Annotated in this window: 17 protein-coding genes; 11 read left to right on the top strand and 6 right to left on the bottom strand. The window is 66.2% G+C overall.

Annotated elements, in window-relative coordinates; all coding sequences use genetic code 11:
• The first annotated feature begins 277 nt into the window (after positions 1 to 277).
• Positions 278 to 2,200 (top strand): FAD-binding monooxygenase, encoded by a 1,923-nt coding sequence (locus KUV62_RS14265; RefSeq protein ID WP_222604396.1) that lies wholly within the window; start codon positions 278 to 280, stop codon positions 2,198 to 2,200.
• 58 nt (positions 2,201 to 2,258) lie between these two features.
• On the opposite strand, the gene KUV62_RS14270 is transcribed toward KUV62_RS14265, so the two are convergent.
• Genes KUV62_RS14270 through KUV62_RS14280 form a run of 3 tightly spaced genes read right to left on the bottom strand, consistent with a single transcriptional unit; the run spans position 2,259 to position 4,922 of the window.
• The gene (locus KUV62_RS14270; RefSeq protein ID WP_222604397.1) at positions 2,259 to 2,900 is read right to left on the bottom strand and encodes a 2-dehydro-3-deoxy-6-phosphogalactonate aldolase; all 642 of its coding nucleotides are present in this window, start codon (positions 2,898 to 2,900) and stop codon (positions 2,259 to 2,261) included.
• A gap of 13 nt (positions 2,901 to 2,913) precedes the next feature.
• Positions 2,914 to 3,861 (bottom strand): 2-dehydro-3-deoxygalactonokinase, encoded by a 948-nt coding sequence (locus KUV62_RS14275; protein ID WP_222604398.1) that lies wholly within the window; start codon positions 3,859 to 3,861, stop codon positions 2,914 to 2,916.
• 29 nt (positions 3,862 to 3,890) lie between these two features.
• Positions 3,891 to 4,922 (bottom strand): LacI family DNA-binding transcriptional regulator, encoded by a 1,032-nt coding sequence (locus KUV62_RS14280; RefSeq protein ID WP_222604399.1) that lies wholly within the window; start codon positions 4,920 to 4,922, stop codon positions 3,891 to 3,893.
• 284 nt (positions 4,923 to 5,206) lie between these two features.
• On the opposite strand from KUV62_RS14280, the gene KUV62_RS14285 reads away from it, so the two are divergent.
• The 10 genes from KUV62_RS14285 to KUV62_RS14330 all read left to right on the top strand — a co-directional run bounded on the left by KUV62_RS14285 (position 5,207) and on the right by KUV62_RS14330 (position 17,138).
• Positions 5,207 to 6,238 carry a TRAP transporter substrate-binding protein gene (locus tag KUV62_RS14285; protein WP_222604400.1) on the top strand — a complete coding sequence of 344 codons (1,032 nt, stop codon included), beginning with the start codon at positions 5,207 to 5,209 and terminating at the stop codon, positions 6,236 to 6,238.
• Positions 6,239 to 6,309: 71 nt separating this feature from the next.
• Positions 6,310 to 6,870: a TRAP transporter small permease subunit gene (locus KUV62_RS14290; protein ID WP_222604401.1), complete on the top strand. Its 561-nt coding sequence runs from the start codon at positions 6,310 to 6,312 to the stop codon at positions 6,868 to 6,870.
• A complete protein-coding gene (locus tag KUV62_RS14295; protein ID WP_222604402.1) occupies positions 6,870 to 8,186 on the top strand; it encodes a TRAP transporter large permease subunit in 1,317 nt (438 codons plus the stop codon). The genes KUV62_RS14290 and KUV62_RS14295 overlap by 1 nt, the downstream gene beginning before the upstream one ends.
• A 15-nt stretch (positions 8,187 to 8,201) precedes the next feature.
• Positions 8,202 to 9,998, top strand: coding sequence for an IlvD/Edd family dehydratase (locus KUV62_RS14300; protein ID WP_222604403.1), 1,797 nt, complete (start codon positions 8,202 to 8,204; stop codon positions 9,996 to 9,998).
• Positions 9,999 to 10,679: 681 nt separating this feature from the next.
• Positions 10,680 to 11,768 carry an ABC transporter ATP-binding protein gene (locus KUV62_RS14305; RefSeq protein WP_222604404.1) on the top strand — a complete coding sequence of 363 codons (1,089 nt, stop codon included), beginning with the start codon at positions 10,680 to 10,682 and terminating at the stop codon, positions 11,766 to 11,768.
• A 14-nt stretch (positions 11,769 to 11,782) separates the two neighbouring features.
• Positions 11,783 to 12,856 (top strand): ABC transporter ATP-binding protein, encoded by a 1,074-nt coding sequence (locus KUV62_RS14310; RefSeq protein ID WP_222604405.1) that lies wholly within the window; start codon positions 11,783 to 11,785, stop codon positions 12,854 to 12,856.
• A 265-nt stretch (positions 12,857 to 13,121) separates the two neighbouring features.
• A complete protein-coding gene (locus tag KUV62_RS14315) occupies positions 13,122 to 13,991 on the top strand; it encodes a carbohydrate ABC transporter permease (RefSeq protein WP_222604406.1) in 870 nt (289 codons plus the stop codon).
• Position 13,992: 1 nt separating this feature from the next.
• Entirely contained in the window at positions 13,993 to 14,856 is an 864-nt protein-coding gene (locus KUV62_RS14320) for a carbohydrate ABC transporter permease (protein ID WP_222604407.1), read from the top strand.
• Between the two features lie 198 nt (positions 14,857 to 15,054).
• A complete protein-coding gene (locus KUV62_RS14325; protein ID WP_007802785.1) occupies positions 15,055 to 15,330 on the top strand; it encodes a DUF2160 domain-containing protein in 276 nt (91 codons plus the stop codon).
• Positions 15,331 to 15,413: 83 nt separating this feature from the next.
• Positions 15,414 to 17,138 (top strand): ABC transporter substrate-binding protein, encoded by a 1,725-nt coding sequence (locus tag KUV62_RS14330; protein WP_222604408.1) that lies wholly within the window; start codon positions 15,414 to 15,416, stop codon positions 17,136 to 17,138.
• Between the two features lie 486 nt (positions 17,139 to 17,624).
• Here KUV62_RS14330 and KUV62_RS14335 read toward each other — a convergent pair whose 3' ends face one another.
• Genes KUV62_RS14335 through KUV62_RS14345 form a run of 3 tightly spaced genes read right to left on the bottom strand, consistent with a single transcriptional unit; the run spans position 17,625 to position 21,463 of the window.
• Positions 17,625 to 18,977 carry a cytochrome c gene (locus KUV62_RS14335; protein ID WP_222604409.1) on the bottom strand — a complete coding sequence of 451 codons (1,353 nt, stop codon included), beginning with the start codon at positions 18,975 to 18,977 and terminating at the stop codon, positions 17,625 to 17,627.
• Positions 18,978 to 18,988: 11 nt separating this feature from the next.
• Positions 18,989 to 20,758, bottom strand: coding sequence for a GMC family oxidoreductase (locus KUV62_RS14340; RefSeq protein WP_222604410.1), 1,770 nt, complete (start codon positions 20,756 to 20,758; stop codon positions 18,989 to 18,991).
• Between the two features lie 3 nt (positions 20,759 to 20,761).
• On the bottom strand, positions 20,762 to 21,463 hold the full coding sequence (locus KUV62_RS14345; protein WP_222604411.1) for a gluconate 2-dehydrogenase subunit 3 family protein: 702 nt from the start codon (positions 21,461 to 21,463) through the stop codon (positions 20,762 to 20,764).
• Positions 21,464 to 22,109 lie beyond the last annotated feature (646 nt).

The raw sequence follows: 22,109 nt of genomic DNA on the forward strand, positions 1-22,109 counted from the left end.
CTGGCAGACTAGCGCCCATCATGCGAAACTCTACCGGCGCGCCGTGACACGGCGGCGCAAGGTGCTGCGCGTCTGCAAGGCGACGGGGCGATTCCCGCTCCCGCCCCGCGGCAGGCGGAGAAGATGCACGTAAATATTTCAGTAAATCTATTATATCCAGCGACTTGCAGTCATATGATATGCATGCTCATCGGTTATTGACCGATTATAGTAAGTGTAGCTATCATCTAGGCCAATCGAGCAAGGGCTCGCATCTGCACGATATGGAGGAGCAGTCATGCAGTACTACCTGAACGGTTTCCGAGCCGGTGATCCCGATCTGAGCGATGCCGCCCCCTGCCGCCGCGAGTATGATGCCTTCGCGCCGCTTCCCGAGAAGGTTGACGTGCTGATCGCCGGATGCGGCCCGGCCGGCCTCTGCCTCGCGGCGCAGCTGTCGCAATTCCCCGAGATCGACGTGATGATCGTCGAGCCCAAGCCGGGCCCGATGGAGAAGGGCCAGGCCGACGGCGTCAACACCCGCACGATGGAGATGTTCCAGGCCTTCGGCTTCGGCGAGACCGTCAAGCGCGAGAGCTACTGGGTCAACCAGACCAACTTCTGGACCCCGGATCCGAAGAACCCCGCCCATGTCCGCCGCATCGGCCGGGTGCAGGACGTGGCCGATGACAGCTCCGAGATGCCCCACACGCTGATCAACCAGGCCCGCATCCACGAGCTGTTCCTCGACGTGATGCGCAAGTCGCCCAAGCGGCTTCAGCCCGATTACGGCTGGTCGGTCAAGGATCTCACCGTCGACGAGAGCACCGAGGATCACCCGGTGACCGTCACGCTCGAGAACACCGGCGTCAATGCCGGCACGCTCAAGACGATGCGGGCGAATTACGTGGTCGGCTGCGACGGCGCACGCTCGAACGTGCGCAAGGCCATCGGCGGCACGCTGCACGGAGACGCGGCGCACCAGGCCTGGGGCGTGATGGACATCCTCGCCAACACCGATTTCCCCGACATCCGGCAGAAGTGCATCGTCGCCTCGAAGAGCGAAGGCAACGTGCTGATCCTCCCGCGCGAGGGCGGCTACCTGTTCCGCATGTATGTCGAGCTCGACAAGCTGAACCCAGATGAGCGCGTTGCCAGCCGCAACCTGACCTCCGAGCACATGATCGCGGCGGCCAACCGGATCATGGCGCCCTACACGATCGACGTGAAAGAGGTGGTCTGGTGGTCGGTTTACGAGATCGGGCACCGGCTCACCGACCGGTTCGACGATGTCCCCGACGACCAGCGCGCAGAGCGCCAGCCGCGCGTCTTCACCGCAGGCGACGCCTGCCACACCCACAGCCCCAAGGCCGGCCAGGGCATGAACGTGTCGATGCAGGACTCGTTCAACCTCGGCTGGAAGCTGGCGCATGTGCTGCAGGGCCGCGCCGCCCCTGACCTACTGCACAGCTATTCGGGGGAGCGCTGGCTCGAAGCCAAGCGGCTGATCGACACCGACCACAAATGGGCCCGCATCATGTCGGCCCCGCCGGGCGAATCCGAGCTCGACGGCACCGATGTGCCGCGAGTTCAGGCGCAGTTCATCGAGAACCTCGAGTTCACCGGCGGGCTCGCGGTGAAATACGAACCCTCCGCCCTGATCGGCGAGCCGACCCACCAGGCACTGGCCAAAGGCGAGGTCATTGGCAAGCGCTTCCACTCGGCGCCGGTGGTGCGTCTCTCGGACGCGATGCAGATGCAGCTCGGCCACGTGGCGCAGGCCGACGGGCGCTGGCGGATCTATGCCTTTGCCGGCGCGGAAGACAGCTCAGCCCCAGGCTCGGCGATCCACAAGCTGGCGGAATGGCTGGAGAGCGACCCCGCCTCGCCGGTGGTGAAATACACCCGCGCGGGCGAGGATATCGACAGCATCATCGACCTGCGCGCCGTGTTCCAGCAGACCTTCGACCAGCTCGCCTACGAGGACATGCCCGCGCTGCTGAAGCCGTTGAAGGGAAAGTACGGGCTGCAGGACCACGAGAAGGTCTTCTGCACCGACCACAAGGACTTGGGCGACATCTTCGACATGCGCGGCATCGACCGCGACGCCGGCTGCATGATCGTGGTGCGCCCGGACCAGTATATCGCCCAGGTACTGCCGCTCGACGGCTACGACGCGCTGGCGGCGTTCTTCGACGGCATCCTGCTGCCGGCGACCTGATCGAGAGACGATGACGCGGGGCGGCTCCCGGGCCGCCTCGCGCTGATGCCTGTCGGACTCAGCCCTGCTGCCAGGCGGTGACGAAGCGCTCCGCCTTGTCGGCCACCGTCGCGACGGTATCGCCCGGCTTGTAGAGCGCGCTGCCGAGGCCGAAGCCTGCAACCCCCACGCTCCGGAACGGCCCCATCGTGTCGGGCGCGATGCCGCCCACCGGGAAGAGCCGGGTGCCGGCGGGCAGGATGGTGCGGATCGCCTTGACCGCCGCCGGCCCCACCAGCTCCGCCGGGAACACCTTGAGCGCATTGGCGCCAGCGTTGAGCGCCGCGTAGGCTTCCGTCGGCGTGGCGATACCGGGGATGCAGATCATCCCTGCCGCCTTGGCCGCTGCGATCACCTCGGTATCCGCATGCGGCATCACCACGAGATCGGCGCCGATCGCGTCGAGCCGCGCCACGTCGGCCTGGGTGGTGACCGTGCCGGCGCCCACCAGCGCCTCGGCGGGCAGCGCCGCGCGCACGGCGGCGATGCTGTCGAAGGGTTCGGGCGAGTTGAGCGGGATCTCGATCAGGCGAAAGCCCGCATCAAACAGAGCCTGCGCGATGCCCACCGCCTCCTCGGGGCGCAGCCCCCGCAGGATGGCGACGAGCGGCAGCGCCTCGCAGGCGGCGTCGAGACGTTGGGGGCGGGTCGGGTTGGTCATGTTGGCTCTCATGTCAAAGCAGGCCCGCATCGCGGGCGAAACGGTGAAGGCCCGCGGGGGCCGGGTTCTCGATGATGGCGGCGGGGCCTTGGCCCGAGAGCTGGCGCAGCGCCTCGGCGTAGCGGGTACAGAGCGCGCCGCTGCCGACGAGGACGATGGGCGCCCCATCGCTGCCGCGCAGGCCCGAGACGATCTCGTGCCCGATCAGCAGGCCGGAGCAGTAATCGGCCAGCACGCCCCCCGGCAGCTGGCCGGTGAGGCCGAGCGTTCGGGTGCTGAAGATCTGCCGGGTGAGGTCGCCCGGCCCGGCCTCGGCGGCAAGGGCAATGCCACGCGCGAAGGCGTCGGCCCTGTCGCTCTCGCCCGTCGGCGCATCGCTCATCAACCGCCCGAGGATCGAATGGCCGCGCAGCAAAGCGAAGAGCTCGCCGGTCATGTAGGTGGCGAAACCGGCGACACTGCCCCCGCGGATGTCCGCCCATTTGCAATGGGTTCCGGGCAGCACGATGGTCGAGCCCGCCTGCCAGTCGGGCTGGCCGGCCAGCGTCCCGGCGATCTGGATCTCCTCGCCGCGCATCACCTCGGGCGTACCGCCCTCCGGCTCGAAGATCAGCCCCGGCGCCAGCAGGATCTCGACCCCTGCGCGGGTGATGACCCTCTCGGCGGCCTCGTGCAGTCCCGCAAGCGGCGTCGGACAGGCGAGGTAGGGCACCTCGCGCCAGCCTTGCGCGCTGCCGACCATGCCGCCGGCCACCACCGGCACCGGAGCGCCTTCCAGCCAGTCGCCGCAAAGCGCGCTGAAGGCCGCTTCGAACCCGGCCTCGCCGGGCTCAGGCAAATGCTGGATCCCGTGCCCCGAGGCGCGGGTCTCGAGCACTGCGCCGGAGGCCGAGAGGCGGAAGCCGCGAAGGCTTGACGTGCCCCAGTCCAGCGCGATCAGCGCGGTTGTCGTGTCACTCATGAAAGGGCCTCCCGCCCGGAGTTTCGTGGTCAGCGTGGCGCTGTGGACTCGCGTGCCACCAGCTCGTAGCCGAGATCGATGTGGCGCTCGGTCACCGATCCCGGCGCCTCGATCTCGGCCAGCAGCATGGCGATGGCGCGGCGCCCGATCTCGCGCCGGGGAGTGGCCACCGCGCTGAGCGCGGGCACCATGTGGCGGGCCATTTCGATATCGTTGTAGCTGCAGATGCCAAGCTGCTCGGGCACCGCGATATTGCGCCGGATCGCCTCCATCAGCGCACCCACCGCAAGGTCATCGTTGTTGCAGATCACCGCGTCGGTGTCGGGGGCGCGGGCCAGGAGTTGCTCCAGCAGGTGCCGCCCCATGCCCACCGAGGAGGGCTGCGGCGTGGTGATGATGCGCGCCTCGTCGAGCATGTCGTTGGCCGCCGCCTCCTCGCGAAACGCCCCGAGCCGGCGCTGCGCGCGTGGGTCCATCCGGGCACTGAGGAAACCGGGCCTGCGATAGCCGCACTCGGCCACGTGCCGCGCCGCCGCCCGCACCGCCTCGAGCTGGTCGAACCCCACGCTCATGTCGACCGCGCCGGGGCTCGTTTCCATGATCTGCACCACCGGACAGGGCGCCTCCTCGAGCAGCTTGCGGCCCGCCGGCGTCTGGTCCATCGACGACACGATGAGCCCAGCCGGGCGCTGGCTGAGGAAGTTGCGGATCAGCCCCTCCTCCGACAGCGCACTGTAGCGGTAATTGCCGATCTGCACGAAGAAGCGCGTGCCCTCGACGCCTTCATAGACGCCGCGCAGCACGTCGGCGAAGACGTTGTTGGTCAGCGACGGCACCAAGAGACCGATGGTCGAGGTGCTGCGCGAGGCCAGCGCCGAGGCCGCAGGATCGGGGGTATAGCCGAGCTTGCGGATCGCCTCCTCGACCTTGTTGCGTGCGCGCTCCGAGACGATGTCGGGAGAGCGAATCGTCCGCGAGACGGTGATTGCGCTGACACCGGCTTCCCGGGCCACATCCACCAGTGTGGGACGGTCAGATTGGGTTTTGCTCTTGCGGGCCATAGGCGCGGTTCGGGTCCTTTCGTGCGAGCGCATCATTGCCGAATGCAGGCATTTGTTCAAGAAAAACTGCGCCTCCGCGCGATCTTATCGGGCACCTCTCATCAAGCCACGCGCCAGGATCTGCCCACCTCCGACCCCCTCAAAGGCCCACCGAACTCTGCGCCTACCAGATCATGTTACACAAAATGATTGCGCTGTCATCAGCGCGCATCTATCTTGCAGCCGACTCGCAGACGGGGCCAGTCCCCGGTTCGAGCCGGATTTCAAAAGGGAGGAGCCCTCACATGACGACCCTGACACGCCGCAGCCTTTTCCTCGCAACCGCCGCCGCGATCACCCTCGGCGGTGCCGCGCAGGCGCAGGAATACAGCTTCCGCTTCCAGTCCTCGGACCCGGCCGGCAACACCAACTTCATCCTGCAGAAGGAATGGGCCGAGACGGTCTCGGAGAAGACCGATGGCCGCGTCGCCGTCGAGATGCTCCCCGTCGAAACCATCGTCGCCCACTCCGAGACGATGGATGCGGTCGCCGCCGGCATCCTCGACGGCCACTTCACCGACACCTCCTACGCCTCGGGCAAGGACCCGGCCTTCGGCCTGATCGCCAACCCGGTGGGCGCGTGGTCCTCGCCGGAACAGATGTTTGATTTCATCGAGAACGGCGGCGGCAAGGAGCTGATGAACGAGATGCTCGAGCCCTACGGCCTGCACTTCATCGGCGCCACCACCCCGGGCCTCGAAGCCTTCGTCTCGAAGGTGCCGCTCGAGGGCGTCGACGATCTTCAGGGCCTGAAGCTGCGCGCTCCCGAGGGCATGGTGCAGAACGTCTTCGCCGCCGCGGGTGCCGCGCCGGTGAACCTGCCGGGCTCCGAGGTCTTCACCTCGCTCGACAAGGGCGTGATCGACGCGGCCGACTACAACACCTTCTCCACCAACGCCGCGCAGGGCCTGCACGACGTCGCCAAGCACCCGGTCTACCCCGGCTTCCACTCGATGCCGCTGATCGAGGTCTCGATCAACAAGGCCAAGTGGGACGCGCTGCCCGAGGACCTGCAGACCGCGCTCGAGGAGTCGGTGAAGGAGTTCGCCACCTACCAGTCGCAGACCGTGCACGAGCGTGACATGGAAGCGGTGGAAGAGGCCAAGGCCGGCGGCGAGATCACCGTGCATGACTGGTCCGACGAGGACCGGGCCAAGTTCCGCGCCATCGCCCGCTCGCAGTGGGAAGAGGCCGCTGGCGCCTCGGCCAACTCGCAGAAGGTCTATGACACGCTCACGACCTACCTCGTCGACAAGGGCCTGATGGCGGCCGAGTAAGCCCGCGCCAGACCCAACGCCCCCGGCCAGCGCCGGGGGCTTTTCCCTTCCGGACCGGAGGCCGCGCCCCCATGACCGACGTCATCGACGAAACCCTCTCCTCGCACAACAAGACGCCCGAACCGGTCCCCGAGGCCGGCATGTTCGGCCTCGCGGTCAACGCCGTAGGCATCGTCTTTGCCATCGGCATCCTCGTCTCGGCGGGCCTGCTGTTCTACGAGGTGGTGCTGCGCTACGTCTTCAACGCGCCCACCAAGTGGGTGCACGAGACCGTGGTCTTCCTCAGCGCCATCGCCTTCGTCTTCGGCGGGCTCTATGCCGCCGCGATCGACAAGCACATCCGCGTGGTGCTGTTCTATGACCGGCTGAGCACCGGCATGAAGCGGCTGTTCGACGTCGCGATCTCGCTCGCCTGCCTCGTCGCCTCGCTGTTCTTCGCCTGGGCCGCCTGGCTCAGCGTGAAGCGCGCCGCCTGGACGCCGCAGGGCGATTTCCGCCTCGAGACCTCGGGCTCGGCCTGGAACCCGCCCTATCCCGGGCTGCTCAAGGTCTTCCTCTTCGTCATCATGATCCTGCTGGCCATCCAGTTCGCGATCTTCACGGTCAACTACCTGCGCAAGAAGGCCAAGTGATGGAATTCCTCCCCGACTTTCAGGCCATGGGCATCGGCGGCGCGACCTTCGCGATGTTCGTCATGCTCATGGCGCTGCTGCTCACCGGCATGCCGCTGGCCTTCGTCACGCTGCTCGTCGCCCTGATCTTCGCGCTCGGCTGGTTCGGCCCGATGGCTGTGCCGCTGATCACCTCGCGCATCTTCAGCTTCGTCAACAGCTTCGTCTTCGTCTCGGTGCCGATGTTCGTGCTGATGGCGGCAATCCTCGACCGCTCGGGCATCGCCCGCGACCTGTTCGATGCCATGAAGGTGCTCGCCGGCCGCATCCGCGGCGGCGTCGCCATCCAGACGCTGCTCGTCGCGGTGGTGCTGGCGGCAATGTCGGGCATCATCGGCGGCGAGGTCATCCTGCTGGGCCTGCTCGCCCTGCCGCAGATGCTCCGCCTGGGCTACGACCGCAACCTCGCGATCGGCGTCTGTTGCGCCGGCGGCGCGCTCGGCACCATGGTGCCGCCGTCGATCGTTCTGATCATCTACGGCCTGACCGCCAACGTCTCGGTCGGCGACCTGTTCTCGGCCGCCTTCCTTCCGGGCCTAATGCTGGCGGGCTTCTACGCCGCCTACATCCTGATCCGCGCCTACATGAACCCCGCCCTCGCCCCCATCGCCGAGCCCGAGGACATGAGCCGCGGCGAGAAGCTGCGCCTGCTCAAGGGCCTGTTCCTGCCGATCCTCGTGGTGATCTTCGTGCTGGGCTCGATCTATGGCGGCATCGCCTCGGTGACCGAGGCTTCGGCCATCGGCGTGATCGGCGTGACGCTCTCGACCATCATCCGCGGCGAATTCAGCCTCGAGCTGCTGATCGGGGCCGCCAAGCAGACCCTGCGCACCGTCGGCATGATCGTTTGGATCGGCATCGGCGCCTCGGCCCTTGTCGGCGTGTTCAACCTGATGGGCGGGATCAACTTCGTCTCGAGCCTGATTACCGGCATCTCGGACAACCCCACCGTTGTCATCCTGTTCATGATGGCGATCCTCTTCGTGCTGGGCATGTTCCTCGACTGGGTGGGCATCGCGCTGCTCTGCATGCCGATCTTCGTTCCCATCGTCGTGCAGATGGGCTACGACCCGGTCTGGTTCGGCGTGGTCTTCGCGATGAACATGCAGGTGAGCTTCCTGTCGCCGCCCTTCGGCCCCGCCGCCTTCTACCTGAAATCGGTGGCGCCGCCGGACATCTCGCTGGGTGACATCTTCCGCTCGCTGCTGCCGTTCATCGGGATGCAGATCCTCGCCGTCGCCATGCTCATCGCCTTCCCCGGCATCACCGGCCACTGACCTCCGGAGACCTCCATGACCGATACCACCCGCAAGCCGCTTCGCTCGGAGAGCTGGTTCAACGATCTGGGCGATCCGGAGATGACCGCCCTCTATCTCGAGCGCTATCTCAACTACGGGCTCACGCTCGAGGAGCTGCGCTCGGGAAAGCCGATCATCGGCATCGCCCAGACCGGCTCGGACCTGTCGCCCTGCAACCGCCACCACGTCGAGCTCGCCAAGCGCACCCGTGACGGCATCCGCGCCTCGGGCGGCATCCCGCTCGAGATCCCGGTGCACCCGATCCAGGAAACCGGCAAGCGCCCGACGGCGATGCTCGATCGCAACCTCGCCTATCTGAGCCTCGTCGAGAGCCTGTTCGGCTACCCGATCGACGGCGTGGTTCTGACCATCGGCTGCGACAAGACCACCCCGGCGCTCCTGATGGCCGCCGCCACGGTCAATATCCCCGCCATCGCTTTCTCGGTCGGCCCGATGCTGAACGGCTGGCACAAGGGCGAGCGGGCGGGCTCGGGCGCGGTGATCTGGAAGGCGCGCGAGAAATACGCCGCCGGCGAGATCGACGGCGAGGGCTTCCTCAACATGGCCGCCGCCTCGGCGCCCTCGGTGGGCTATTGCAACACCATGGGCACCGCCTCGACGATGAACTCGCTGGCCGAGGTTCTGGGCATGCAGCTGCCGGGCTCGGCCTCGATCCCCGCGCCCTATCGCGAGCGCGGCCAGATGGCCTATTACACCGGCTGCCGCATCGTCGACATGGTGCACGAGGATCTCCGCCCGTCGCAGATCATGACCCGCGACGCCTTCGAGAACGCCATCGTTGTGAACTCCGCCATCGGCGGCTCGACCAACGCGCCGATCCACCTCGTCGCCATCGCAAGGCATCTCGGTATCGAGATCAGCAATGCCGACTGGGAGACCCACGGCTACAAGATCCCCCTGCTCGCCAACGTGCAGCCCGCGGGCGAATATCTGTCGGAGGATTTCCACCTCGCCGGCGGCCTTCCGGCGGTGGTGGCCGAGCTGCTGCGCGGCGGGCTGATCCCGCATCCCGATGCGGTGACGGTGACCGGCGAAGGCTTCGGCCAGCTCTACGCCGATGCCCCTTGCGAGAACGCTGACGTCATCCGCCCGCTCGACCGCGCGCTGACGCCGGAGGCGGGCTTTCTCAACATGACTGGCAACCTCTTCGACACCGCGATCATGAAGACCTCGGTGATCACGCAGGACTTCCGCGACCGCTACCTCTCGAACCCCGAAGACCCGATGGCCTTCGAGGGGCCGGCCTTCGTCTTCGACGGGCCCGAGGATTTCCACAAGCGCATCGACGATCCCGCGCTCGACATCACCGCCGACAGCATCCTCGTGATGCGCGGCGCGGGGCCAAAAGGCTATCCCGGCGGTGCCGAGGTGGTGAACATGCGGCCGCCTTCCTACCTGATCAAGCAGGGCATCCGCGGCCTGCCCTGCATGGGCGACGGGCGCCAGTCGGGCACCTCCGGCTCGGCCTCGATCCTCAACGCCTCGCCCGAGGCGGCGGATGGCGGCAACCTCGCGATCCTGCGCGATGGCGACCGGCTGCGCGTCGATCTCAACACGCGGCAGGTGATGCTCCAGCTCTCCGAGGCGGAGATCGCCGAGCGGCGCGCGGCGCTGGACGCCGAGGGTGGCTACAAGGTGCCCGAGAGCCAGTCGCCCTGGCAGGCGATCTTCCGCGACCGGGTGCGGCAGTTCTCCGAAGGCATGGTGCTCGACGGTGCCGACCAGTTCCGCGACATCGGCAACAAGACCATGCCGCGCCACAGCCACTGAGGCCCACGCAAGACTCTGAACGCCCCGCCCTCACAGCGGGGCGTTTTCCATTTCCGCGCCCGCGCGCCCGGACCGCGCGAAAGCGCGCCGGATCGCGACCGAGCGGGGCCTCCCCGGCGCCATTTCCGCAGCCTCCACGCACGAAATTTTCGTTTCTGTTCGTACACACCGAAAAACCGCGCATCTCCCTCCTGACGTTGGGGAATTTGGCCGCCTGAGCAGCCACGGATCGCCGATCCACTCGCGTTTCAGGATCGGTGGAGGTCTATGATTAGCTTTACTATTTTGAATATACCGTCGCGAGAAGCGCGCATTTTCAGAGCCTTAGAGCAAAGCGAACATTCGCGAAAATTTACGCTTGCGAACGCGCTCACAATCGAGCAAGTTATCGCTCACGCCAAGGTGAGGAGGAGCTTGTGCGTCACAGCCACGACATCGACAGGGCCAGGCCGGCCCCGGCTGACGACGACACCATCGTCCAGATCGACGCGCAGCAGCACGACATGTCGGCCCGGAACTGACCGGCCCCGACGCGCCGCCAGACGCGCTCACCGCCGGGAAATCCGGCATGGCAACGGAACACAACAGGGCTTGCGCGCACCGGGGGTGCGGTCGCGCGGCCCCACCGCCGCGGGCGTTCGCCGGACACTCGGCGCGACGGCGGAACAGGGAGGATCGCGGGTGACGCTGGAACTCAGGGGCGTATCGAAGGTCGTGGAGGGGCAGACCCATATCCACCCCACCGACCTGACGCTGGAAAAGGGCACGATGAACGTGCTGCTCGGGCCGACCACGGCCGGGAAGACCTCGCTGATGCGGCTGATGGCCGGGCTCGACGTGCCCAATAGCGGCCAGATCATCTGGAACGGCGAGGATGTCACCGGCCAGCGTGTGCAGGACCGCAAGGTGGCGATGGTCTACCAGCAATTCATCAACTACCCGTCGATGAGCGTCTACGACAACATCGCCTCGCCGATGAAGCTGATGGGCGTCTCCGCCAAGGAGATCGACACCCGCGTGCGCGAGACCGCCGAGCTGATGAAGCTGACCCCGATGCTCGACCGCAAGCCGCTGGAGCTCTCGGGCGGCCAGCAGCAACGCTGCGCGCTGGCCCGGGCGCTGGTCAAGAACGCCGGTCTCGTGCTGCTCGACGAGCCGCTGGCCAATCTCGATTACAAGCTGCGCGAGGAGCTGCGGCAGGAGATCCCCAAGATCTTCGAGGCCTCGGGCTCGATCTTCGTCTACGCCACCACCGAGCCGGAAGAGGCGCTGCTGCTCGGCGGCAACGTCGCCACGCTCTGGGAGGGTCGCATCACGCAGTTCGGCCCGACGCCGCAGGTCTATCGCCAGCCGGTCGACGCCACCACGGCGCGGGTGTTCTCGGACCCGCCGATGAACTTCCTGCCGATCTCCAAGACCGGCGACCGGCTGATGTTCGGCGATGGCCAGAGCGCGCCGGCGCTCGGCAAGCTGGCCGAGCTGGCCGACGGGCGCTACACCGCCGGCTTCCGCCCCAACCATCTCGAGATCATGAGCCACGGCAGCGAGGCGATGAAATTCACCGCCAAGCTGCAGGTGACCGAGCTCACCGGCTCGGAGACCTTCGTGCATCTCGATCACCATGGCGAGCGCTGGGTCGGTCTGGTCCACGGCGTGCACGACCTGACGCTGGGTGCCGATCTCGACGTCTGGCTCGACGCGCGGCACGTCTACATCTTCGGCGAGGACGGCGCGCTGGTCGCCCCCGCCGCCTACGCGCTGGCCGCCTGAGGGGGGAGAGGACCATGGCAAAGATCACGCTCGACAACCTCGCCCACAGCTACAAGCCCAACCCGGCGACCGAGGACGATTACGCGCTCAAGGAGCTCAACCACGACTGGGTCGATGGCGAGGCCTACGCGCTGCTCGGCTCCTCGGGCTGCGGCAAGTCCACGCTGCTCAACATCATCTCGGGGCTGCTGACGCCCTCGCAGGGGCGCATCCTCTTTGACGGCAAGGACGTGACCAACGCGCCCACCGCCGAGCGCAACATCGCGCAGGTGTTCCAGTTCCCGGTGGTCTACGACACCATGACGGTACACGACAATCTCGCCTTCCCGCTGCGCAACCGCGGCCGCGACGAGGCCTATGTCGCCGAGCGGGTGAACGAGATCGCCCGGATGATCGGCATGGAGCACATGCTCAAGCGCAAGGCGCGCGGGCTCGGCGCCGACGAGAAGCAGAAGATCAGCCTCGGGCGCGGCATGGTGCGCAAGGATGTCAACGCGCTGCTCTTCGACGAGCCGCTGACGGTGATCGATCCGCACATGAAATGGGAGCTGCGCACCCAGCTCAAGAAGCTGCACCACGAGTTCGGCCACACGATGATCTACGTCACCCACGACCAGACCGAGGCGCTGACCTTCGCCGACAAGGTGGTGGTGATGTATGACGGCCGCGTCGTCCAGATCGGCACGCCGGAAGAGCTCTTCGAGCGGCCCGAGCACACCTTCGTGGGCTATTTCATCGGCTCGCCGGGGATGAACGTGATCCCGGCCCGGGTCGAGGGGTCGACCGCCCATGTCGGCGGCGCCGAGATCGCGCTCGGGCAAGGCTACGGCGCGCTGTCAGGCAAGGTCGAGATCGGCATCCGCCCGGAGTTTGCCCGCCTGTCGCAGAGCGAAGGCCTGCCGGTGAAGGTGCGCCGGGTCGAGGATGTGGGCCGGCACAAGATCATCCGCGCCGACATGTTCGGGCAGGAGATCAACATCATCGCCGGCGAGGACGAGCGCATCAGCCCCGACATGAACCGCGTGGCCTTCGATCCCGCGCAGGTCAACGTCTACGCCGATGACTGGCGCGTGAAGGGGGCGGCATGACCTTGAACGCCGCCACGAAGGCACGACTGCGCCAAGCCCGACCTCGGGTGGGCCGTGACGCTTGGGCGGGTGTCGCACTCCAAAGCCCCGGCGTCACGGGCGCTGTCGATGAACCAACAAAAGCCCTCCCATCACGCCGGAGGCGTGTCGATGAAAAGCGGCGCCCATTCGGGGCGACGGGGAGGTCGGGCTTGGCGCAGTCGCGCCGGGTGCAACGGGTGATCGAGGTCGCGCAGACCTCCGAAGGCGCTGGAGGGGCCGCGCGATGAACAAGACCGTCAATCAGAAAGCCTGGTTCCTCGTGCTGCCGGTGCTGATCCTCGTGGCCTTCTCGGCGGTGATCCCGCTGATGACCGTGGTCAACTACTCGGTGCAGGACACCTTCGGCAACAACCAGTTCTTCTGGGCCGGGCTCGAATGGTTCGAGGAGATGCTTCACGATGACCGCATGTGGAACGCGCTCAAGCGGCAGCTGCTGTTCTCGGGCATCATTCTCGCCATCGAGATCCCGCTGGGCATCTTCGTGGCGCTTAACATGCCGAAATCCGGCTTCTGGTCGAGCTTCTGCCTGGTGCTGATGTCGCTGCCGCTTCTGATCCCCTGGAACGTGGTCGGCACGATCTGGCAGATCTTCGGCCGCGTCGATATCGGCCTGCTGGGCTACGTGCTCGACAAGCTCGGCGTGGATTACAACTACACGCAGGACACGCTCGACGCCTGGATCACGATCATCGTGATGGATGTCTGGCACTGGACCTCGCTGGTCGCGCTACTGGCCTTCGCCGGGCTCAAGTCGATCCCCGACGCCTATTACCAGGCTGCCAAGATCGACCAGGCCAGCCGCTGGAAGGTTTTCCGCTATATCGAGCTGCCGAAGATGATGGGCGTGCTGATGATCGCCATCCTGCTGCGCTTCATGGACAGCTTCATGATCTACACCGAGCCCTTCGTGGTCACCGGGGGCGGCCCCGGCAACGCTACCACGCTACTCTCCATCGACCTCGTCAAGATGGCGCTGGGGCAGTTCGACCTCGGCCCGGCGGCGGCGTTCTCGCTGATGTATTTCCTCGTGATCCTGCTGATCAGCTGGGTGTTCTACACCGTCATGGTCAATCTCGACAAAAAGGGGATGTAAGATGACCGACGCGACCATTCCCGAGAACCTCACCGCCGGCGGCGAGACCACCCGCAAGCGCGCCCGCGTCAACAAGAGCGCGCTGGTGATGGGGCTCTACCTGCTCTTCCTGATGCTGCCGATCTACTGGCTGCTCAACATGAGCCTGAAGACCAACGCCGAGATCCTCAACGATTTCACCCTGTTCCCCCGCGACCTGACGCTCGACAACTACCGCACGATCCTCACCGATCCGAGCTGGTACATGGGCTATGTCAACTCGCTGATCTACGTGGTGATGAACACGGTGATCTCGCTTCTGGTGGCGCTACCGGCGGCCTATGCCTTCTCGCGCTACAGCTTCATGGGCGACAAGCACCTGTTCTTCTGGCTGCTGACCAACCGCATGGCGCCGCCGGCGGTGTTCGCGCTGCCGTTCTTCCAGCTCTATTCCTCGGTGGGTCTCTTCGACACCCATATCGCGGTGGCGCTGGCGCATTGCCTGTTCAACGTGCCGCTGGCGGTGTGGATCCTCGAGGGCTTCATGCGCGGCGTGCCCAAGGAGATCGACGAGACCGCCTATATCGACGGCTACTCCTTCGGCAGCTTTTTCGTGAAGATCTTCATGCCGCTGATTGCCTCCGGCATCGGCGTGGCGGCGTTCTTCTGCTTCATGTTCTCCTGGGTCGAGCTGCTGCTGTCGCGCACCCTGACCACGGTCGACGCCAAGCCCATCGCCGCGATCATGACCCGCACGCAGGGCGCTTCGGGCATCGACTGGGGCGTGCTGGCGGCGGCGGGCATCCTGACCATCGTGCCGGGGGCCCTCGTGATCTATTTCGTGCGCAACTACATCGCCAAGGGCTTCGCCCTGGGGAGGGTGTGATGACGGCCTTCACGAAGGCGCGCATGCGCCGGGCCCGACCTCGGGAGGGCGGCGTCGCCAGCCCGGCGGTCGCACTCCATAGCACCGCTGCCACGCGCGCATTCATCGACCCAACAAAGGCCCTCCCGGGGGGGAGGTCGGGCCTGGCGCATGCGCGCCGGTTGCACCCGATGGCAAGCCTTCGAAAGGAGACCTGACATGGACTGGATGGCATGGACCTGGCCGACCGCGATCTTCTTCATGGTGATCGCCTCGCTGCTGATCGTCTTCACGATCCTCGCGATCAAGTTCCCGGAAACGCCCCGCGTCGGCGTGCTGCGGATCGAGACCACGCGCGGCGACCGGCTCTTCATCACGCTTCTGGGCAGCGCCTTCATCAATCTCGCCTGGCTGGGCCTTGTCGGAGCCGACACCCAGCCCTGGGCGCTGGCGGTCTGCCTCGCCTATGCCGCGGCGGTGTTCCGCTGGGTCTAGGCGACACGAGACGACCGGGGCACGCGGCAGGAGACCGCAATCCCCGGAACCGGACACAACAAGTTCAAACTAGGGAGGACCACATGAACTTGACCCTGAAATCGACCACCGCGCTGGCGCTCGCGCTCAGCCTCACGGGTGGCGCTGCCTTCGCGGGGATGGACGAAGCCCGCGCCTTCCTCGATGCCGAGATCGGCGACATGTCGGTGCTGACCCGCGAAGAGCAGGAAGCCGAGATGCAGTGGTACATCGATGCCGCCAAGCAGTTCGAGGGCATGGACATCAAGGTGGTCTCCGAAACCATCACCACGCATGAATACGAGAGCCAGGTTCTGGCCAAGGCGTTCAGCGAGATCACCGGAATCAACGTCACCCACGACCTGATCGGCGAAGGCGATGTCGTCGAGAAGCTGCAGACGCAGATGCAGTCGGGCGAGAACATCTACGATGCCTATATCAACGACAGCGACCTGATCGGCACCCACTGGCGCTACCAGCAGGCCCGCAACCTGACCGACTGGATGGCCAACGAGGGCGCCGACGTGACCTCGCCGACCCTGGATCTCGATGATTACATCGGCACCCAGTTCACCACCGCCCCCGACGGCAAGCTCTACCAGCTGCCCGACCAGCAATTCGCCAACCTCTACTGGTTCCGCTACGACTGGTTCAACGACGAGAAGAACCAAGCCGACTTCAAGGAAGCCTATGGCTACGATCTCGGCGTACCGGTGAACTGGTCCGCCTACGAGGATATCGCAGAGTTCTTCACCGGCCGCGACCTGTCGCACATGGGCGTCGATGCCGAGGTCTATGGCAACATGGATTACGGCAAGAAGGACCCGTCGCTCGGCTGGCGCTACACCGATGCCTGGCTGTCGATGGCCGGTGCCGGATCGAAGGGCGAGCCCAACGGCCTGCCGGTCGATGAATGGGGCATCCGGGTCAACGAGAACTCGCAGCCGGTGGGCTCCTGCGTTGCCCGTGGCGGCGCCACCAACGGCCCCGCAGCCGTCTATGCCATCACCAAGGCGATCGAGTGGCTCGAGAAATACACCCCGCCTGCCGCTGCCGGCATGACCTTCTCCGAGGCCGGCCCGGTCCCGGCCCAGGGCAACATCGCGCAGCAGATGTTCTGGTACACCGCCTTCACCGCCGACATGGTCGGTGACGGCGCCGCCGCGGTGCTGAACGAGGACGGCACGCCCAAGTGGCGCATGGCCCCCTCGCCGCACGGCGTCTACTGGGAGGAAGGCACCAAGATCGGCTACCAGGACGTGGGCTCCTGGACGCTGATGAAGTCGACCCCCGAGGATCGCGCCAAGGCGGCCTGGCTCTATGCCCAGTTCGTCACATCCAAGACCGTGGACGTGAAGAAGGCCCATGTCGGCCTGACCTTCATCCGCGAGTCGACGATCCAGCACGAGAGCTTCACCGAGCGCGCCCCGATGCTGGGCGGCCTGGTGGAATTCTACCGCTCGCCGGCACGCACCGCGTGGTCGCCGACCGGCACCAACGTCCCGGACTACCCCAAGCTCGCGCAGCTCTGGTGGCAGAACATCGGCGACGCCATGTCGGGTGCCAAGTCGCCGCAGGAAGCGCTTGATGCGCTTTGCGCCGATCAGGAGCGCGTCATGGAGCGCCTCGAGCGCGCCGGCATCCAGGGCGACATCGGCCCGGTGATGAACGACGAGCAGGATCCCGAGTACTGGCTGAGCCAGGAAGGCTCGCCCAAGGCCAAGCTCGAGAACGAGGACGAAGAGCCCAAGACCGTCTCCTATGACGAGCTGATCAAGTCCTGGCAGTAAGCCAGCGTTTGGCCGGTGCCCTCGCGGGCGCCGGTCCTGACGGCATCGGGCCGCGCCTTCGGGCGCGGCTCTTTTCGTTTGGCGAAAGGCGTGCAGGCCGCTGCCGCGCCCACTCCGAGGTCGGCGCAAGCCGCGCATCGTCGGGCCACCGATCGGCGCGCCGACTGGGGAAGCCCTCGCAGTATCCCGGCCAAATCCGAAAGACCTCGAAACTGAGCGCCCAGCGTCACCAAATCGCCGGACCGGCGGGCGGATCATGGCGAAGGCATGCTCCTAGCATGACCGATGGCGCGCCTCTCGGCCCCTACTCGCAGACGCCTGCCGGCATCACATCGCGGAATGCGACGCGTGAGAGGCGGCCTATGGCCATGCCCCCCCGCGGGATTTCCGCACGAACGCCAGTGCAAGCAGCGGGTCACTTTGCGGAAAGGACAAGGGGCCGAAGCGTCTCCGCCACGGCCCCCTCTCTGATCTCTGCCGGAAGGCTCAGTGCCCGTGATCGGCCTCGCGCACCGCCGCCACGTCTGCGGCGCTCACGGGGGAGGCCTCGTTGCCCCACGCCCCGCGCAGCCAGGTCGCGAGCTCGGCCACCTCGTCATCCGACATGCGGTCGGCATAGCCCTGCATCCGCAGCGCCATCGGACGCTTGGCGGTCGAGGGCACCTCGGCACCGTTGAGGATCACCGAGATCAGTGGCATGGTCTCGGACCCCACCACCAGCGAGTTGCCCTGCAGCTCGGGGAAGATTTCCGGCGCGCCCTTGCCGGTCGCGAAGTGGCAGCCGACGCAGTTGTCCATGTAGAGGCGCGCGCCGAGCGGCATGTCGGGATCGGCCGAAGCCAGCATCGTGGTCGTCGCCTCGCCGGCGCTATCCGCACCCGGCACCTCGAGCGCGCCCGAGGCCGCGGCGAAGCTCTCCGGCAGGTCCACCGCGTCGCCGTCGATGCCCTTCAGGAAGGCGGCCATGGCGAGGTTGTCCTCGTCGGTCAGCTTCTGCAGCGAGTGCTCGACCACCAGACCCATCTCGCCATTGGCGGTGGAATGGGCGTTGCGGCCGGTGGCGAGATAGGCGGCAAGCTCGCCCACCGACCACTGGGAGAGGTCCGTGCCCTCACCGCGCAGCGCCGGGGCGTTCCAGCCGTCGATCACGCCGCCTGCGAGGAAGCTGTCCTCGTCGGCGGTCACGCCGTCCTGCGCCATGAAGGTGTTGCGCGGGCTGTGGCAGGCGGCGCAGTGGCCCGGCCCCTCGACGAGGTACTGGCCACGCTGCTGCAGCTCCGACACATCCGCCGGGGTGAAGCCCGGACCGTGGGTCAGCGCCAGCCAGTTCCACGCCCGGATGCCGAAGCGCAGGTTGAACGGGAAGCTCAGCTCGGTTTCCGGCACCTCGTTCGAGACCGGCTCGACCTCTGTCATGATGTACTCGTAGAGGGCGCGGAGGTCCTCCTCGGTCATCAGCCGGTAGTTCTCGTAGGGCATCGCCGGGTAGAGATGGGTGCCGTCGGGCTCGAGCCCGTCGATCATCGCGGCGCGGAACTCGGCAAAGGTCCAGTCGCCGATCCCGGTCTCGGAATCGGGGGTGATGTTGGTCGACCAGATCGTGCCCATCGGGCTGGCGATGGCGCGACCGCCGGCGAGGCTCTCGCCATCATCCGAAGTGTGGCAGGCGACGCAGTCCGAGGCGTTCAGGACGTATTCGCCCTGCCCCTCTGCCGGCTCCCAGTCGGCGGCCAGCGCCTCTGTCGGCTCGGTGCGCTGCACCGGCACGAAGATGAAGGCCAGAAGCGCGATCACGCCGACCGCGACGAGGCCCGCGACGATACGGAGAAAGGTTTTCATCGAAATTCTCCTCAGACCAGCGGACGCGGGTTGGACAGGTACTGGGTGCGGATGGCGTTCACCGTGTGATAGGCCAGACCGCCGACCAGACCGGTCGGGTTGTACTGGGTGTTCTGCACGAAGTTGCCCGCGCCCATCGCGAAGACGTTGTGCGCCTTCCAGCTCTGGCTGTAGCGGTTGACCGCGCCCTCGCGGGCGGTCTCGCCCATGATGTGGCCGCCGGTGTTGTGGGTGGTCTGGTAGGGACGCACGTCATACATCGCGCCCTCGCCCTTGAAGCCCGACTGCATCAGGTCGGGGTTCATCGAGGCCGCCAGCGGCTCCATCTTCGACTTCATGAACTGGTTCATCTTCAGGTCGTTGTCCTGCCAGTTGAACGTCATCCGCATCAGCGGCCGGCCATGCCGGTCGGTGTAGGTCGGATCGAGGTCGAGGTGGTTGTTGGCGTAGGACATGTGCGAGCCGTGCGAGCCGATCGACATGGCATGGCCGTAATTCTCGCCGATCGCCTGCTTCCAGCCCGCGCCCCAGCTCGGCGTGCCCTTGGGCAGCGGCATGTTGCGGATCGGCTGGCCGTTGAACGTGCCCGAGCGCCAGTAGGAGCCCCCGATGAAGCCCTCGGCGCCGAAATCGTTCTGGCTGATCGAGAAATCATCGATGCAGACGCCGTTTGCACCATGGCCAACGAAGGGATTGAACTCCTCGTCGCGGAAGAACATCGTGACGCCGCCGTTCATCTGGTAGGCGTAGTTCTTGCCCAGCGTGCCCTCGCCGGTCAGCGGGTTGTAGGCCTCGCCCAGACCCGAAAGCAGCATCAGGTGCACGTTGTTGAGCTGGTAGCTCGACAGGATGACGATGTCGGCGGGCTGGAAGACCTCTTCCTGCGCCACGTCATCCCAGTAGGTGACGCCGGTCGCGGTCTGGCCATCTGCCGCCAGCTCCACGCGCAGCACCTCGGACTGGGTGCGGTACTCGAAATTCGGGTAGCGCTTGAGCGCGCCGAGGATCGCTGTCTGCGGCGAGGACTTGGAATACTGGTAGCAGCCGTAGCGCTCGCAGAAGCCGCAGAAGTTACAGGGGCCCATCTGCATGCCATACGGGTTCACGTAGGACGTGGAGGCGATGCCGGCGGGGGCGTGGAACGGGTGATAGCCCATCGCCGCGGCGGCGTCGCGGAACTTGGCGCTGTCATAGGTCGTCGGCATCGGCGGCATCGGGTAGTCTTCCGAACGCCAGCCCTCGAACGGGTTGCCGCCCTCGCGGATCTCGCCGTTGAGATTGCCGGCCTGACCGGAGATGCCGGCGACCTTCTCGAACTGGGTGAAGAACGGCTCGAGCTCGTCGTAGCTCACCGGGTAATCGCCGAGGTTCATGCCCTCGGGGATGATCTCTTCGCCCCAGTTCTCGACCACGTGGCTGCGCAGCTTCAGCTCGATTTCCTGCGGACGCCAGTTGAGGCCGTTCCAGTGCGTGCCGGCGCCGCCGACGCCGTTGCCGGGCAGGAACGAGCCCAGCGAGCGGTAGGGCAGCGCGGTCTCGCCGCCATCGCGGCGCACGGTCAGCGTCTGCTGCGACGGCTTCTGCATCATCTTCAGACGGACGCCATATTTCAGCTCGTCGATCTGCTGCGGGTATTCGAAATTCGGGACGGTGTTCTGGTCATGGCCGCGCTCCAGCGCGACGATGTCGAGCCCTTCCTGTGCCAGCTCGATGCCTGCGATCGAGCCGGTCCAGCCGAGGCCGACGATGACCACGTCCTTTTTCTTTTCCTGACGTGCCATGTGTTATGCCCTTTCGCCGCTGATCGAGACCGGACCGAGCGGGTATTTTTCATTGTGGCGCTCGGGCCAGGCGCGATAGGCCGCGCGGGCGCCCGGGAAGCCGATATAGACCCAGGACTGCATCTCGTGGTTGCCGCCGTATTGCGGGTCCGCAAAGTAGCCTTCCTTGGTGTTGGCCAGCAGGATGGTGAAGAAGTCACGGATCTCGGAGGCAAGCCCGACATCGCCGTTCTGCAGCGCGGTCAGCGCCGCGTCCTGCAGCTCCTCGGAGAGCTCGGCGAAGGCCGCGCCGTGGGTTTCCTGGCACCAGGCGTCGAAGGCGGGGATCGCCTGGCGGTAGATCTCGGCCGGGCTCAGCGGTGTCTGCCAGCCACGGGCGGGCTCGGCATCGGGATCGTGCGGGCCTTCCATGTACCAGTCGTCAGCACTGCCGTAATCGCCGGCAAGCTGGAGGTCGATGAAGACAGGCACGCGGGCCTCGATGGCGCCGGGGCCATCGCCTTCGGAGGGGATCAGCCGCGCGCTCGCGGCCATCACGAAGGCCCACTCATCTGCGGTCAGATAGGAGCGGTCATACTCTTCGAGGGGAACGGGGGGCGTGGTCTCCTGCGCTTTCGCTTGGGCGGCCAGACCGGAGAGAGCGACACCTGCCGCCGACGCTTTGAGGAAATTGCGTCGGCTCGGGTATCCGGGGAGATCGGTCATGTAGAATGTCCTGCCGGTATGGGTGGAACGTATGTGCGCTAACTATGCACTGCGTCGGACCTAGGCCGCGGCAGGGGGGCAAGCAAGCGATTGTGTGGGCTTGCAAAAGCGATATGGCCAGCGGCGCTGACCAGCTCGGGCATGCACAGTGACGCGCGAGAGCCAGCAAATATAGTTTGAAAGCCCAATGAATATTGGGCCTGAGCGGTCACCTTTTAATGCCCGAACGTTCACCATGATCGCCCCTTCGGGCAATCCGCGCACAGTCAGTGTGCGTTTTTGCCGGGGCAGCGCGCCCATTGGTCGCGGTGAAAGGCGCTCCGCCGGGCCGGTTACGGCGACAGCGCACCAGGAACGGGAATCGGTCTTTGCCGGAGAGACAGGGCGCCTGTTGGCGCCGCGAGCGGCCGGTTCCCCGGCCTTGCGCTGCTGCCTGCCCAATCGCTGAGCAACGCCGCGAGGTGGGCGGCCCGCGTCGAGACGGTCCGCCATCACGAAGCTGCCGCTAGGGCAACCGAGGATCCACGCCATCAAACAAGAACTGCCCAATCTGGCGGCGGAAAACTCCGGGAAACTGCGTAGCCGCGTCGGCAATTTCGGCAGGTCGGGTCTCTGCCATGCACATACCGCAAAGCGGGTCTGCAGC

This window comes from Salipiger bermudensis (genome assembly GCF_019801965.1).
Lineage (GTDB): Bacteria > Pseudomonadota > Alphaproteobacteria > Rhodobacterales > Rhodobacteraceae > Salipiger > Salipiger bermudensis_A.

Bases quoted from the DNA above. Each gene is read 5' to 3' on its own strand.
- KUV62_RS14295 (WP_222604402.1), top strand. From the start codon at position 6,870: ATGGAATTCCTCCCCGACTTTCAGGCCATGGGCATCGGCGGCGCGACC.
- KUV62_RS14320 (WP_222604407.1), top strand. From the start codon at position 13,993: ATGACCGACGCGACCATTCCCGAGAACCTCACCGCCGGCGGCGAGACC.
- KUV62_RS14330 (WP_222604408.1), top strand. From the start codon at position 15,414: ATGAACTTGACCCTGAAATCGACCACCGCGCTGGCGCTCGCGCTCAGC.
- KUV62_RS14285 (WP_222604400.1), top strand. From the start codon at position 5,207: ATGACGACCCTGACACGCCGCAGCCTTTTCCTCGCAACCGCCGCCGCG.
- KUV62_RS14340 (WP_222604410.1), bottom strand. From the start codon at position 20,758: ATGGCACGTCAGGAAAAGAAAAAGGACGTGGTCATCGTCGGCCTCGGC.
- KUV62_RS14290 (WP_222604401.1), top strand. From the start codon at position 6,310: ATGACCGACGTCATCGACGAAACCCTCTCCTCGCACAACAAGACGCCC.
- KUV62_RS14335 (WP_222604409.1), bottom strand. From the start codon at position 18,977: ATGAAAACCTTTCTCCGTATCGTCGCGGGCCTCGTCGCGGTCGGCGTG.
- KUV62_RS14270 (WP_222604397.1), bottom strand. From the start codon at position 2,900: ATGACCAACCCGACCCGCCCCCAACGTCTCGACGCCGCCTGCGAGGCG.
- KUV62_RS14325 (WP_007802785.1), top strand. From the start codon at position 15,055: ATGGACTGGATGGCATGGACCTGGCCGACCGCGATCTTCTTCATGGTG.
- KUV62_RS14265 (WP_222604396.1), top strand. From the start codon at position 278: ATGCAGTACTACCTGAACGGTTTCCGAGCCGGTGATCCCGATCTGAGC.
- KUV62_RS14345 (WP_222604411.1), bottom strand. From the start codon at position 21,463: ATGACCGATCTCCCCGGATACCCGAGCCGACGCAATTTCCTCAAAGCG.
- KUV62_RS14275 (WP_222604398.1), bottom strand. From the start codon at position 3,861: ATGAGTGACACGACAACCGCGCTGATCGCGCTGGACTGGGGCACGTCA.
- KUV62_RS14300 (WP_222604403.1), top strand. From the start codon at position 8,202: ATGACCGATACCACCCGCAAGCCGCTTCGCTCGGAGAGCTGGTTCAAC.
- KUV62_RS14280 (WP_222604399.1), bottom strand. From the start codon at position 4,922: ATGGCCCGCAAGAGCAAAACCCAATCTGACCGTCCCACACTGGTGGAT.
- KUV62_RS14310 (WP_222604405.1), top strand. From the start codon at position 11,783: ATGGCAAAGATCACGCTCGACAACCTCGCCCACAGCTACAAGCCCAAC.
- KUV62_RS14315 (WP_222604406.1), top strand. From the start codon at position 13,122: ATGAACAAGACCGTCAATCAGAAAGCCTGGTTCCTCGTGCTGCCGGTG.